The sequence below is a fragment of the Aeromicrobium sp. Root472D3 genome, from assembly GCF_001426485.1.
In the GTDB taxonomy this organism is placed as follows: Bacteria; Actinomycetota; Actinomycetes; order Propionibacteriales; family Nocardioidaceae; genus Aeromicrobium.
Genome location: NZ_LMET01000001.1, coordinates 2,565,895 through 2,579,402 on the forward strand (window position 1 = coordinate 2,565,895; position 13,508 = coordinate 2,579,402).

Annotated in this window: 16 protein-coding genes; 6 read left to right on the plus strand and 10 right to left on the minus strand. The window is 71.2% G+C overall.

Translation table 11 applies throughout. From position 1 onward, the window contains the following. From ASD10_RS12680 to ASD10_RS12705, 6 genes are all read right to left on the minus strand, one after another. Entirely contained in the window at positions 1–321 is a 321-nt protein-coding gene (locus ASD10_RS12680) for a non-heme iron oxygenase ferredoxin subunit (protein ID WP_056608958.1), read from the minus strand. Beyond that, positions 318–1,481 (minus strand): Fe-S cluster assembly protein SufD, encoded by a 1,164-nt coding sequence (gene sufD, locus ASD10_RS12685; protein ID WP_056608960.1) that lies wholly within the window; start codon positions 1,479–1,481, stop codon positions 318–320. The genes ASD10_RS12680 and sufD overlap by 4 nt, the downstream gene beginning before the upstream one ends. Further along, positions 1,478–2,935 (minus strand): Fe-S cluster assembly protein SufB, encoded by a 1,458-nt coding sequence (gene sufB, locus ASD10_RS12690; protein ID WP_056608962.1) that lies wholly within the window; start codon positions 2,933–2,935, stop codon positions 1,478–1,480. Before sufB ends, sufD begins: the two co-directional genes overlap by 4 nt. Continuing rightward, positions 2,932–3,633 (minus strand): metalloregulator ArsR/SmtB family transcription factor, encoded by a 702-nt coding sequence (locus ASD10_RS12695; protein ID WP_056608964.1) that lies wholly within the window; start codon positions 3,631–3,633, stop codon positions 2,932–2,934. Before ASD10_RS12695 ends, sufB begins: the two co-directional genes overlap by 4 nt. 77 nt (positions 3,634–3,710) lie before the next feature. Continuing rightward, positions 3,711–5,030 (minus strand): DUF2786 domain-containing protein, encoded by a 1,320-nt coding sequence (locus tag ASD10_RS12700; protein WP_162248855.1) that lies wholly within the window; start codon positions 5,028–5,030, stop codon positions 3,711–3,713. Between the two features lie 98 nt (positions 5,031–5,128). Continuing rightward, complete coding sequence (locus tag ASD10_RS12705; RefSeq protein WP_056608968.1) at positions 5,129–5,818, minus strand: type 1 glutamine amidotransferase domain-containing protein; 690 nt, start codon at positions 5,816–5,818, stop codon at positions 5,129–5,131. A 93-nt stretch (positions 5,819–5,911) separates the two neighbouring features. Between ASD10_RS12705 and ASD10_RS12710 the strand changes: the two genes are divergently transcribed. After that, on the plus strand, positions 5,912–6,955 hold the full coding sequence (locus tag ASD10_RS12710) for a DNA polymerase domain-containing protein (protein ID WP_056608971.1): 1,044 nt from the start codon (positions 5,912–5,914) through the stop codon (positions 6,953–6,955). Between the two features lie 73 nt (positions 6,956–7,028). Here ASD10_RS12710 and ASD10_RS12715 read toward each other — a convergent pair whose 3' ends face one another. Next, the gene (locus tag ASD10_RS12715) at positions 7,029–7,250 is read right to left on the minus strand and encodes a hypothetical protein (RefSeq protein WP_157432584.1); all 222 of its coding nucleotides are present in this window, start codon (positions 7,248–7,250) and stop codon (positions 7,029–7,031) included. A gap of 97 nt (positions 7,251–7,347) precedes the next feature. On the opposite strand from ASD10_RS12715, the gene ASD10_RS12720 reads away from it, so the two are divergent. Next, positions 7,348–8,127: a GTP pyrophosphokinase family protein gene (locus tag ASD10_RS12720; protein ID WP_235501862.1), complete on the plus strand. Its 780-nt coding sequence runs from the start codon at positions 7,348–7,350 to the stop codon at positions 8,125–8,127. Positions 8,128–8,145: 18 nt separating this feature from the next. On the opposite strand, the gene ASD10_RS12725 is transcribed toward ASD10_RS12720, so the two are convergent. Next, positions 8,146–9,231 carry an ATP-dependent DNA ligase gene (locus tag ASD10_RS12725; protein ID WP_056608975.1) on the minus strand — a complete coding sequence of 362 codons (1,086 nt, stop codon included), beginning with the start codon at positions 9,229–9,231 and terminating at the stop codon, positions 8,146–8,148. 9 nt (positions 9,232–9,240) lie between these two features. Then, a complete protein-coding gene (locus tag ASD10_RS12730; RefSeq protein ID WP_056608977.1) occupies positions 9,241–9,618 on the minus strand; it encodes a hypothetical protein in 378 nt (125 codons plus the stop codon). 119 nt (positions 9,619–9,737) lie between these two features. Between ASD10_RS12730 and ASD10_RS12735 the strand changes: the two genes are divergently transcribed. Genes ASD10_RS12735 through ASD10_RS12750 form a run of 4 tightly spaced genes read left to right on the plus strand, consistent with a single transcriptional unit; the run spans position 9,738 to position 13,138 of the window. After that, entirely contained in the window at positions 9,738–10,688 is a 951-nt protein-coding gene (locus tag ASD10_RS12735; RefSeq protein WP_235501864.1) for an ABC transporter ATP-binding protein, read from the plus strand. Continuing rightward, on the plus strand, positions 10,685–11,473 hold the full coding sequence (locus ASD10_RS12740; RefSeq protein ID WP_056608979.1) for an ABC transporter permease: 789 nt from the start codon (positions 10,685–10,687) through the stop codon (positions 11,471–11,473). The genes ASD10_RS12735 and ASD10_RS12740 overlap by 4 nt, the downstream gene beginning before the upstream one ends. After that, positions 11,464–12,405 (plus strand): heme A synthase, encoded by a 942-nt coding sequence (locus tag ASD10_RS12745; protein WP_200938267.1) that lies wholly within the window; start codon positions 11,464–11,466, stop codon positions 12,403–12,405. Before ASD10_RS12740 ends, ASD10_RS12745 begins: the two co-directional genes overlap by 10 nt. Positions 12,406–12,436: 31 nt before the next feature. After that, positions 12,437–13,138: a hypothetical protein gene (locus tag ASD10_RS12750; protein WP_056608981.1), complete on the plus strand. Its 702-nt coding sequence runs from the start codon at positions 12,437–12,439 to the stop codon at positions 13,136–13,138. 1 nt (position 13,139) lies between these two features. Here ASD10_RS12750 and ASD10_RS12755 read toward each other — a convergent pair whose 3' ends face one another. Beyond that, positions 13,140–13,505, minus strand: a complete 366-nt coding sequence (locus ASD10_RS12755) for a DUF1330 domain-containing protein (protein ID WP_056608983.1) — start codon at positions 13,503–13,505, stop codon at positions 13,140–13,142. Positions 13,506–13,508: the final 3 nt, after the last annotated feature.

Sequence of the window (13,508 nt, forward strand, 5' to 3'; positions counted from 1 at the left end):
TCAGCTCCTGGGGGTGGAGAGATCGACCATGACGGCGTCTCCCTCGATCTGGGTGGAATAGGTCGGTACGGGGTCGGTGGCCGGCAGGTTCAGCGGCTTGCCGGTGCGGACGTCGAAGCGCGATCCGTGCAGCCAGCACTCGATCTCGCACCCCTCGACGTCGCCCTCGGACAGCGGGATCGACGCGTGCGAGCACTCGTCGCGGACGGCGTAGACGTCGTCGCCGTCGCGGACGAGGGCGATCTCCTGGCCGTCGAGCTCGACGGCCAGCACTCCCCCGTCCGGGACGTCGGCGAGCTGCGCCGCTGCTACGAAGCTCATGCGTCGATGCGTCCCACGTGCTCGGCGAGCTCGTCCTCGATGGAGGCGACGAGGCGCTCCTGGAGGGCGGGCACGCCGATGCGGCGGATGATGTCGTTGAAGAAGCCGTGCACGACGAGTCGGCGCGCCTCCTCCTCGGGGATGCCGCGGCTCTGCAGGTAGAACAGGTGCTGGTCGTCGAAGCGTCCGGTCGTGGACGCGTGACCGGCACCCTCGATGTCGCCGGTCTCGATCTCGAGGTTCGGCACCGAGTCGGCCTTGGCGCCGTCGGTCAGCACGAGGTTGTCGTTGCTCTCGTACGTCAGGATGCCCTCGGCCTCCTTGCGGATCAGCACGTTGCCGATCCACACGGTGTGGGCGTCCTGGCCCTGCAGCGCACCCTTGTACTCGACGTTGCTCTTGGTGCGCGGCGCGGTGTGGTCGGCGAACAGGCGGTGCTCGATGTGCTGGCCCGCGTCGGCGAAGTAGACGCCGAGCATCTCGACGCTGCCTCCCGTGCCGCGGTAGTCGGCCGACGTGCTGGCGCGGACGACGTCGCCGCCCAGCGAGATCGCGACGTGGCGCAGCTCGGCGTCACGTCCGACCGTGGCGTGCTGGGTGACCACGTGGACGCTGTCGTCGTTCCAGTCCTGGATCGTGACGAACGTCAGCTGGGCACCGTCCTCGACGACGACCTCGATGTTCTCGGCCCACGTCGCCGAGCCGTCGTAGTCGACGACCACGACGGCCTTGGAGAACTGGCCGGCGCGCACCAGCAGGTGGCCCGCCCCGGCGTTGTCGATGCCGCCGCCGTGGACGCGGATGGTCGTGGGCTCGTCGATCACGGCCTCGGCCGGGATCGTGACCTCGAGGACCGTGGTCGCGGCGGCCCAGGCACGAGCCGACACGCGGTCGACGGGCACGTAGCCCGACGCGCCACGCGCCGACTCGGCGGCGGGCACCGACACCGCGGTCACGCCGGGAGCGGCGACGACCTCGATCGTGTGGTCGTCACCGCCGAGCGGCGCGTCCTGGTGCAGGTCGCGGAGACGCTTGAGCGGGGTGAACCGCCAGATCTCCTCGAGCCCGGTGGGGACGGGGTGGTCGGCGAGGTCGAACGAGCCCTCCGGGTGGAGGTGTGACTCGACCGGGGACAGCTCGAGGGCTTCGGCGAGGGTCAACCGACCGCTCCTTCCATCTGGAGCTCGATCAGGCGGTTGAGCTCGAGGGCGTACTCCATCGGCAGCTCGCGCGCGATCGGCTCGACGAACCCACGGACGATCATCGCCATGGCCTCGTCCTCCTCCATGCCGCGGGACATGAAGTAGAAGAGCTGGTCGTCGCTGAGCTTGGAGACGGTCGCCTCGTGGCCCAGGGTCACGTCGTCCTCGCGGACGTCGACGTACGGGTACGTGTCGGAGCGGCTGATCTGGTCGACGAGCAGGGCGTCGCACTTGACGGTGCTGGCCGAGCCCTCGGCGCCCTCGAGCACCTGCAGCAGGCCGCGGTACGACGTGCGTCCACCGCCACGGGCGACCGACTTGCTCAGGATCGAGCTCGACGTGTTGGGGGCCGCGTGGACCATCTTGGCGCCGGCGTCCTGGTGCTGTCCCTCGCCCGCGAAGGCGATCGAGAGCGTCTCGCCACGGGCGTGCTCGCCCATGAGGTAGACCGCGGGGTACTTCATCGTGACCTTGGAGCCGATGTTGCCGTCGACCCACTCCATCGTGGCGCCCTCTTCGCAGACGGCGCGCTTGGTGACGAGGTTGTACACGTTGTTCGACCAGTTCTGGATCGTCGTGTAGCGGACGCGGGCGCCCTTCTTGACGACGATCTCGACGACGGCCGAGTGCAGCGAGTCGCTGGAGTAGATCGGCGCGGTGCAGCCCTCGACGTAGTGGACGTAGGAGTCCTCGTCGGCGATGATCAGCGTCCGCTCGAACTGGCCCATGTTCTCGGTGTTGATGCGGAAGTAGGCCTGCAGCGGGATGTCGACGTGGACGCCCTTGGGCACGTAGATGAACGAGCCGCCCGACCAGACGGCCGAGTTGAGGGCGGAGAACTTGTTGTCGCCGACCGGGATGATCGTCGCGAAGTACTCCTTGAACAGCTCGGGGTGCTCCTTGAGCGCCGTGTCGGTGTCGAGGAACAGGACGCCCTGGGCCTCGAGGTCCTCACGGATCGAGTGGTAGACGACCTCGGACTCGTACTGCGCGGCGACACCGGAGACGAGGCGCTGCTTCTCGGCCTCGGGGATGCCGAGCCGGTCGTACGTGTTCTTGATGTCCTCGGGCAGGTCGTCCCACGTGGCCGCCTGCTTCTCGGTCGAGCGCACGAAGTACTTGATGTTGTCGAAGTCGATGCCGCCGAGGTCGGAGCCCCAGGTGGGCATGGGCTTGCGACCGAACAGCTTGAGGCCCTTGAGGCGCAGGTCGAGCATCCACTCGGGCTCGCTCTTCAGCGCCGAGATGTTGCGGACAACCTCCTCGCTCAGGCCACGCTGGACGTTGGCGCCGGCGTCGTTGCCGTCGGACCAGCCGAACTCGTAGCGGCCGACGTCCTTGAGGCCGGGATTGGCCTCTTCGATGGCGTTCGGGACTGCGGTGGGTGCATTCGTCTCTGACGTGGTCGTCATGAGGGCAACCTCTCTGCGGTGGTGGGGGTCGTGGGGGTGGTGGGCAGGTGGGTCGTGCAGACGCCGTCGCCGTGCGCGATCGTGGCGAGGCGCTGCACGTGCGAGCCGAGTAGCCGGGAGAACATCTCCGCCTCGGCCTCGCACATCTGGGGGAACTCCTCGGCCACGTGGGCGACCGGGCAGTGGTGCTGGCAGATCTGCGCGCCGGCGGGCGTCGTGCTGACGGAGGCGGCGAAGCCATCGCGGCTCAGCGCGTCGGCCAGCACGCGGGGACGCTGGGCGGGCTCGGCCAGCGCGAGCAGGGGGCGGTAGCGGTCCTCGAGGTCGACCAGGCGGTGGCGGGCGAAGGCCATCACGGCCTCGTCCCCGCCCGTCGCGGCGAGGTAGCGCAGGGCACCGGCGGCGAGCTCGTCGTAGGCGTGCTCGAAGCCGTCGCGGCCCGCGTCGGTGATCGCGAAGACCTTGGCAGGACGCCCGCGGCCGCGCTGGCCGGTGACGCGCTGGTCGCGCGACTCGACGACGCCGTCGGCGACGAGCTGGTCGAGGTGGCGACGCACCGCGGCGGAGGTCAGGCCCAGCTGGTCGGCGAGGTCGGCGGCGGTGGAGGGACCGTTCTCGAGGATCGTCTGCGAGACGCGTGTGCGCGTGGGCGAGTCGTCGACCGACGACACCTTGTCCACTGTCTGCACGTATTTCACAACACCAGTGTGCCGTTAATGATTCCGGCCGTTCAACGAAGGCCTGCCTTAGTGAGGTGCGACTCGCGCCCTGGGCCTCATGCGTCGAGCCGCCCCGCGGGCAGGACGGCGGCATCGGCGGCGCGGGTGCCGGCGTCCCAGCCGCGCGCGTCGAGCTGACGCTGGCGCCGGGACCCCGTCGTGACGTGCGGGAACAGGCGGTCGTACTCCTCGGCGATCGCGGCCTCCTGCCGCTCGAGCACCGGCACGAGCGCCGAGCCGTAGCTCGCGACGGCCTCGTCGGTCGACGCCGTCAGCCGCTCGCCGATGCGCACCGCGAAGGCGTGGAGGAACGCGCGGCGGAAGGGCGCCGACGAGAGGTGGGCCTGCGTCATGGCGCGCGTGGCCTGCACCAGCGTGGACGTGAACAGCATGTCGGTCTGGTCGACGTCGGTCGGGACGCCCACGAGCGTCACGGAGGACGCGAAGCTGTTCCAGATCGCGCGCACCCGGTTGGCCTCGGCGACGACGTGCAGCAGCGTCGCCTTCTCGAGCGCGTAGGGCTGGTCGATCAGGACGCGCCGGCCGCGGACGTCGAACGACTCCCCCGTGCCGTCGGCCAGCAGGGCCTCGTCGATCGAGTGACGGGTCATGAGGTCTTGCGCCTTGGCCGTGAACGCCTCGGCCTCGGCCGCGAACTCGGTCGACTCGGCCTTGGCCAGCAGGGCACGGATCTTGACCAGCGTCTTGGCGCGATCGGCGTCGGACGGCGCCGATCCGGCCCGGGGGCTCCTCGGTCGCTGCGGCGACTGCGTTCCCCACCGCGACGGCGGGGTGACCAGCTGCTCGATGCGTGGCAGGCGGTGCAGGAGGTCGAGCACCACGAGCGCCGCGATCCACGCGTCGGCCGTCACCGCGCCGCCGGGTGGCAGCAACCCCTCGACGCCACCCCGGTGACGGTGTCGGTGCGAGAGCGTGCGCAGCTGGTCGGCCCACGCCTGCGGGGCCCTGGTGAGGGCCTGCGACCGCTCCGCCTCGACCTGCACCGCGTGCGCGAGCCACGCGGCGCCCTGCCTGGACGTCTGCCGACCTGTCGCGTGGACGAGGTCGAGCGGCTGCCAGCCGTGCTCGAAGGCCGTCGTGACGCGCGCCAGGACCTCGTCGACGACGAGCGCCGCCGGGTCGACGTCCGGTGCCGTCGCCGTCGCGGCCAGCTCGTTGAGCAGCTGCACGTGCGGGCCGATCGAGCCGGGGGCGTCGACGGCGTAGCGGGCCGCCAGGTCGATCAGCTCGATGACGTCCGACGGCGCGAGACCACCTTCGACGGCGTCGCCGCTCTCCTGCCGCGGGGTGACCCGCGTGGACCGCGCCGTGGCCCGTCGGCGCGCGTCGCGCTGCTGCCTGCTCCTACTGCCCATGCCGACCATCCTCCCAACGACGACGCGCAACAGGCCCCGGCTGTCCACAGCCGGGGCCTGTCGTCGGTGACCGGTGACTCGACGTCACCGGCGGCGCATCACTCCGACGTGCTCGCGAGCAGCTCGATCAGCGCCGCGGCGGCCGGTGCCGACGAGGCGGGGTTCTGGCCCGTGACGAGCAGACCGTCGCGGACGACGTGGGGGCCCCAGTCGTCGCCCTGCGTGTAGCGGCCACCCTTCTCCTTCAGCATGTCCTCGACCAGGAACGGGACGACGTCGGTGAGGCCGACACCGGCCTCCTCGGAGTTGGTGAACCCGGTGACGTCCTTGCCCTCGACCAGTGGCGCACCCGAGGGCGTCGTGACGTGGCGCAGCACGCCGGGCGCGTGGCACACGAGCGCGACGGGCTTGTCGGCGGCGAGCGCACCCTCGATGAGGGCCTTCGAGGTGGGGTCCTCCGCGAGGTCCCACAGCGGTCCGTGGCCGCCGGCGTAGAAGACGGCGTCGAACGCGGTCGGGTCGACGCTGTCGAGACGCACCGTCGACGACAGCGCGGCGGTGGCCTCGGCGTCGGACTCGAAGCGACGCGTGTCGTCGGTCTGCGCGTCGGGCTCGTTGCTCTTGGGATCGAGCGGCGGCTGGCCGCCCTTCGGCGACGCGAGCGTGACGTCGGCGCCGGCACGCACGAACTCGTAGTAGGGGGCGGCCAGCTCCTCCAGCCAGAAGCCGGTCTTGTCGCCGGTGTCTCCCAGCTGGTCGTGCGAGGTGAGGACGATGAGAACCTTCACGGAAACTCCTTGGTGTGAGCGGGGCCGACATCCGGGCGCGACCGCCGATGTCGGATCACTCCCACAGTGCCACGGACGGCCTAGAGTCGTGCCATGGCGAGCGATGCGGTCGAGATCGAGGCAGGCGGTCGGACCGTGCGGGTGTCGAGCCCGACCCGGGTCATCTACGAGGAGACCGAGCTCTCGCCCGAGGTCACCAAGCTGATGGTCGCCCAGTACTACGTCGCGGTCGAGGACGGCCTGCTGCGGGCCCTGCGCAATCGTCCCGTCGCGCTCGAGCGGTGGCCCAAGGGCGTCCGCGAGGGCATGGAGATGTCGACGCGTGCCGACAGCCACGGCGACGCGTTCTACCAGAAGCGCATGATGCGGGGCGCGCCGTCGTACGTCGAGAGCACGCGCGTGCTGTTCCCGTCCGGACGTCCCGCCGACGAGCTGTGCGTGACCGAGGTCGCCGTCGCGGCGTGGGCCGCCCACATGGGCGCCATCACGTTCCACCCCTGGCCGACCCGCCGCGCCGACAACGACCGTCCGGACGAGCTGCGCATCGACCTCGACCCCTTCGGGTCCGCGACGTTCGCCGACGCCGTCCGCGTCGCCGACGTGGCGCGCGAGCTGTTCGCCGAGCTCGGCGTCCGCGCGTTCGCCAAGACCAGCGGCAAGCGGGGCGTCCACGTGTACGCACGCATCGAGCCGCGGTGGACGTTCACGGACGTCCGCCATGCCGCGATCGCGTTCGCCCGCGCGCTCGAGGGGCGCACCGAGGGGGTCACCACGAAGTGGTGGAAGGAGGAGCGCGGCGACAACGTCTTCGTCGACTTCAACCAGAACTGCCGCGACCGCACGATCGCGTCGGCCTACAGCCTGCGGCCCGCGCCCGGCGCGACGGTGTCGATGCCCGTCACGTGGGACGAGCTGCGTGGCGTCACCGATCCCTGCGACTTCACGCTGCACACTGTCCCGGCGAGGCTCGCCGCCGACGGCGACGCCTGGGCCGAGATCGACGACGTCCACCACTCGCTCGAGCCGCTGCTCGAGCTGTGGGCCGCCGACCCGACCGAGATGCCCTACCCGCCGGAGTACCCGAAGATGCCGGGCGAGCCCAAGCGCGTCCAGCCCAGCAAAGCCAAGAAGGGCTGACGCGGTTCGGACGTCATCACATCGGTACCTGCGTCGGCTCGTCCGTGACGACGTCCGGAGGACGCCGCACGGTTCAGGGCAGGACGAGCTCGTAGTCGGCGCGGTCCGACACGTGCTGCGCGTACTCGCGCACCGTCGCCTCGGGCAGGTCGACGCCGAGCTCGGTCAGCGACCGCTCGACCTCGCGGGCCACGTCGTCGACCGGCAGGGCCGCGAAGCTCTTGCGCAACGACGCGTCGGCCGCCTGCATCTTCTCGGCGAGCTGGGCGTCGTCGGTCGTCACGGTGGTGTGCATGCAGCGACGGTACGACGCGGACGTCCGCTCGGCACGTCGCGCGAGGTCCACAGGTCGTCCGGCGGCCCGTCACAGGCCGACTGTCTACAGTGGGCCCGTGGACCACAAGCCCGCGAGCATCGATCTCGGTCGTCTCATCGACCGACCCGACGGCGACTTCTCGCACGACGACGTCCAACAGCTGCGCCAGGACTTCACGCGCTTCATGATGCGCTACAAGTTCGGCATGGAGGAGATCGTCACGAAGCTGTCGATCCTGCGCGAGGAGTTCGAGCACCTCCACGAGACCAACCCCATCGAGAACGTGTCGTCGCGGCTCAAGAACCCCGACAGCATCCTCGAGAAGATGGGCCGCAAGGAGTGCGAGTCGACGTTCGAGTCGATCGCGGCGAAGATCACCGACATCGCCGGCGTCCGCGTGACGTGCAGCTTCGTGTCGGACGTCTACCACGTCTTCGACATGCTCACGAGCCAGTCGGACGTCGTCATCGTCGAGGTGCGCGACTACATCACGACCCCCAAGCCCAACGGCTACCGCAGCCTGCACGCCCTGATCGAGGTGCCGGTCTACCTCAGCGACGGTGAGGTGCCGGTGCTCGTCGAGGTGCAGATGCGCACCATCGCGATGGACTTCTGGGCGAGCCTCGAGCACAAGATCCACTACAAGTACCGCGAGGACGTCCCTCAGGCCCTGCTCGACGGACTCAAGGACGCCGCCGACACCGCGACCGAGCTCGACGCGACGATGGAGCGCCTGCACGCCGAGGTCAAGAGCGCCGGCGAGCTGTCGGCGGGTCTCAAGGACGAGCTCTCGCGCGGCACCGCGGCGCTGCCCGACGACGCCTTCGTCGAGCGGCTCAAGCGCCTGGGCACCTGATCGGCACCCCGTCCCCGCTCAGAGCAGGACGTCGCCCAGGTCGTACGACACGACCTCCTCGAGCTGCTCGTACGTGCACGACTCCGGCTCGCGGTCGGGCCGCCAGCGCTTGAACTGGGCCATGTGCCGGAAGCGGTCGCCCTCCATGTGCTCGTAGCCGACCTCGGCCACGAGTGTCGGGTCGAGCGTCACGAACGAGAGGTCCTTCGTGCCGCTCCAGCGGCTCTGGCCGCCGGGCAGCCGCGACGACGCCTGCGCGTCCGCGTCCTGCCACTGGCCCCACGGGTGGTCGGAGGTGTCGACCACCAGGGGCTGCAGCAGCTCGACGAGCTTGGCGCGGTTGGTGTCGGTGAACGACGCCGCCACGCCGACGTGCTGCAGGGCGCCGTCCGGGGTGTAGAGGCCCAGCAGCAGCGAACCGAGCAGCGGACGCTCGTCGGTCGACGTCTTGTGCAGACGGTAGCCCGCGACCACGACGTCGGCCGTGCGGGCGTGCTTGATCTTCAGCATCTGCCGCCCGTTGGGCGCGTACGGCTTGCCGAGCGCCTTGGCCACGACGCCGTCGAGTCCCGCCCCCTCGAAGATGCCGAACCACTCCTGCGCGACGTCGGCGTCCGTCGTCGTCCGCGTCAGGTGGATCGGCGGCGACGACGTCGACAGGGCCGCTTCGAGACGCGACCTGCGCACCGAGAACGGCTCGTCCATCAGCGACTCGTCACCGATCGCGAGCAGGTCGAACGCGACGAAGGAGGCGGGCGTCTGCTCGGCCAGCATCGCGACCCGCGACGCGGCGGGGTGGATGCGCTGCGACAGCGCGTCGAACTCGAGCCGCCCGTCGATCGCGAGGAAGATCTCGCCGTCCAGCACGCACCGCTCGGGCGTGTGGGCCCGCACCGCCTCGACGACGTCGGGGAAGTAGCGGGTCAGCTCCTTGGTCGACCGGCTCGCCAGGACGATCTCGTCGCCGTCGCGGAAGACGATGCACCGGAAGCCGTCCCACTTGGGCTCGTACGACAGTCCCCCGTCGACCGAGTCGGCGGCCGGCACGCCCTTGACGGACTTGGCGAGCATCGGCTTGACCGGGGGCATGACGGGCAGGTCCATGCGTCGAGCCTAGTGCGGCGCACCGGTTCCGTCGCCTGCTCCGAGATCGACCGGGCCGAGCGACGACCCGCGTGGCCGACCGGCCGGAGCGGGCTCCTTGAGCTCGACGAACAGTGCGTGCGTGTCGGTCGTGCCGATGTTGAGTCCCGCGTGCCGCTGGGCGTCGAGCCACCGGACGGACCCGCTGTCGAGGTGGACGTCGACCTGGTGCTCCCCCGCCGCGAGGCGCCGGTCGAACGACGTCAGCGTGCACATGACGCTGTCGGGGTGGTCGTGCGGCGACGTCCCCTCCCCGGGGTGGTCGAGGTACTCCAGCACCCGCACCCGGTCGTTCTCGAACACGACCGTGTAGTGCTCCGGATGCAGAACCGCGGGATCGTGGGTCATCTCGCCACGCTAGCCGCCGACCGCGCGGGTGTCCGGGGTCGAAGGTCCCTGAACCGGCCGGTGCCCCGGCCCCTCGATCCCCGACCCCTCGATCCCCGGGCGACACCTACACTGTGGGGGTGTCAGAGCCGTCCGGAACGCCCGTCGTCGGCGAGGTGCCCGCGGTCGACGTCCGCGACCTCGCGATGCGCTACGGCGACGTCACCGCCGTCGACGGACTGACCCTGACGGTCGCCCCGCACACCGTCACCTCGATCCTCGGACCCAACGGCGCGGGCAAGACCACGACGATCGAGACGTGCGAGGGATTCCGCTCTCCCCACGCCGGCTCCGTCCGCGTGCTGGGCCTCGACCCCGTCGCCGACGCGCACCTGCTGCGTCCGCGGGTCGGCGTCATGCTGCAGTCGGGCGGCGCGTGGTCGGGTGCCCGCTCGCGCGAGATGCTGCAGCACATCGCGTCGCTGCACGCCCACCCGCTCGACGTCGACCTGCTGATCGAGCGCCTCGACATGGGCTCGTACGGCACGACGCCGTACCGCCGGCTGTCGGGCGGTCAGCAGCAGCGCCTGAGCCTCGCGATGGCGATCGTCGGACGTCCCGAGCTGCTGTTCCTCGACGAGCCCACCGCGGGCCTCGACCCCGCAGCACGCCGCTCGACGTGGGAGCTGATCGCCGAGCTGCGCTCCAGCGGCGTCACGATCGTGCTCACGACGCACTTCATGGACGAGGCCGAGGCGCTGTCCGACCAGGTGCACATCGTCGACGGCGGACGCGTCATCGCCTCGGGGACGCCCCAGATGCTCGCGGCGTCGGGATCGGAGAACACGGTCCGGTTCACGGCCAGCCCCGGGCTCGACGTCGTCGACCTCATGCGGGCGCTCCCCCACGACACCAAGGTCGACGAGGTGACGCCGGGTGCCTACGTCGTCGCCGGCGCCGTCGACCCGCAGCTGCTCGCGACGCTCGCGACGTGGTGCGCCTCGCAGGGCGTGCTGACGGAGTCGCTGCTCGTCGAGCGCCAGACCCTCGAGGACCGGTTCCTCGAGCTCACCGGAAAGGCCCTGCGGTGAGCCCCGCCCCCACGCGTCTCGACCTGTCACCGCGCCCCGGCGCCGCCCCCAGGGCCGCGATGCTGCGCGCGCAGACCGCCATGGAGCTGCGACTGCAGACCCGCAACGCCGAGCAGGTGCTGATCACGATGGTGATCCCGCTCGTCCTGCTGGTCCTCGGCTCGCAGGCGACCGCGGTCGTCGACCTCGGCCCCGGCCGCACGATCGACATCATCACCCCGGGCATCCTCGCGCTCGCCGTGCTGTCGACGTCGTTCACGTCGCTGGCGATCGCGACGGGCTTCGAGCGCCGCTACGGCATCATCAAGCGCCTCGGCGCGTCCCCGTTGCCCCGCTGGGGGCTGATGTTCGGCAAGATCGGCGCCGTCGTGGCGATCGAGGTCGTCCAGCTCACGGTGCTGTCGTGCGTCGGGCTCGCGCTCGGCTGGCAGCCGCACGGTGGGTTCACGGCCGTCCTGCAGATGCTCGCGCTGATCGTGCTCGGCACCGCGGCCTTCGGCTCGCTCGGGCTGCTGATCGCCGGCACGCTGCGCGCCGAGGCGACGCTCGCCGTGGCCAACCTCGTCTACGTGCTGCTGCTCGTCGGCGGGGGTCTGCTCGTCCCGCTGAGCCGCTACCCCGAGGCCGCGCGGCACGTCCTCGAGCTGCTGCCCTCCGGCGCGCTCGGACAGGGCCTGCGCGACTCCTTCGCCGGCAACGGCCCCTCTGCCTTCGCCACCGTCGTCCTGCTGATCTGGACGGTGTGCGCCAGCCTTCTCGTGTCGAGGACGTTCAAATGGGAATGACCACCACCGCCGGACGATCGTGGCTCGGGCTGCGCGAGCCCACCACCACGTCCGTCGAGCGATGGGCGTGGGCCGCGGTCGTCGCCAACACCGTCATCATCCTGACGGGCGGCCTCGTGCGCCTGACCGGGTCGGGGCTCGGCTGCCCCACGTGGCCCAAGTGCACCGACGAGTCGTTCACGCCGCACCGCGAGCTCGGCGTCCACGGCGTCATCGAGTTCGGCAACCGCATGCTGACGTACGTCCTGATCGCGGTCGTCGTGGCCACGTTCGTGGCCGTGTGGCGCTGGTCGGGGACGTCGCGACGCCTGCGCCGGCTGGCCGGGCTCATCGCGCTGGGCGTGCCGTTCCAGGGTGTCATCGGCGGCATCACGGTGCTGACCGACCTCAACCCGTGGATCGTGTCGCTGCACCTGCTGCTGTCGCTCCTGCTGGTCGCGGCGTCCGTCCTGCTGGTGGTGCGCGTGCGCGGCACGGCACCCGAGGCCGTGTCACCGCGCGCCCGGGGGCTCGTCGTCGCGACCTACGCCGTGCTGTGGGGCGTGGTCTACCTCGGCACCGTCGTGACCGGCAGCGGACCCCACGCCGGCGACGACGAGGCGCCGCGCAACATGCTCGACCCCCAGGTCATGAGCCACGTGCACGCCGCCGCGGTCTACGTGCTCGTCGCGCTGACGATCGGCTGCTGCGTCATGCTGCGCGGCACGCCGGTCGCACGACTCGCCGTCGGCCTGCTCGTCGCCGAGCTCGCCCAGGGGACGCTCGGCTTCGTCCAGTACTTCACCGACCTGCCGATCGTCCTGGTCGCGACGCACCTGGTCGGTGCGGCGGTGCTGGTGGCCGTCGCGACGCGCCTGGTCGTCGAGGTGGCCGCGGCACGCGTCCTGGTCGGGCAGCGCCCGGGCGCGCCGGAGGCGTCCGCCGTCCGTTGACCTGAGACCCGGGTCACCCTACGGTGACCGGATGTCCTCGACCTCGGTCACCGAGTCCTCCACGTCCTCCGACCACGGCACCGACCTGGTCCCCCTCGTGCTGGTGCACGTCGGGCTGCTGGTCGCCGGCGGGGTGTCGCTGTCGCTCGACCGCCCGGCCCAGGGATGGGGCGTGCTCGCGACGGTCGTGGCCTACGTCGCGGCGCTGCAGGTCGCCGCCCGACGCTCGGGGCGTCCCGACCTCGCCGCGCTCGCGGCGTTCCTGGTGCCCGTGTCGGTCTTCCAGGTGCTGCCCGACTGGGTGCTGTCGGGGCTCGTCGGCACGCTGCGGTTCCCCGACACCGGCGGCGTGCGGGTCGACGACGTCATCCCGCTCGCGATGGCCGGCATGTGGGTCGCCCCGCTGTTCGTGGCCGTCGCGCTGGCCGGGGGCCGCCCGGCCGTCGCCGCGGTGCTGTCGGCCGTCGTGTTCCTCGGCGCCGAGATCGCGGCCCCGACGCTCGGGCTGTGGGAGCCGACCGGCGACACGACGCGCTGGGGCGGGGTCGCGATCTACGTCGTCCCCGCCGAGGCCGCCCTGGGCTGGGCGACGGCGGTCGCGTTCCGCGCGACGCGGACGTCGTCCGTGCCCACCCGCGTCGGCGCGGCCCTCGCGGTGTCGACGTTCTACCTCGGGGCGCTCGTGCTCGCGTTCTTCCTGATCGACGTCGCGGGCTGGCGTCTCACGGCCTGACTCAGGCGGGCCACGGGGTCGTCGCCTGGAGCACGGCGTCCGACAGCGCGGACGTGCGCAGCGCCGTGATGGTCTGGTACTCGGGATCGGCCACCATCGCGCTGAAGGCGCGGCGATCCGGGTACTCCACCAGCAGCACCGCGTCCCACTCGAAGCCGTCGGGCGCGACCAGCGCCGTCGAGGTGTCGCCGAGGTGGACGACCCGCGCGCCCACGCGGGCGAGGAACGGCTCGATCTCGCGCGCGTACTGCTCGTACGAGGGACGGCCGCCGTCGACGAAACGCAGCAGGTTGAGCATCACGACCGGACCGCCGGGGTCCTCGGCGAGGTAGCGCTTCAGGTCGGCGCCGGTGGGATCGACGGGCATGGT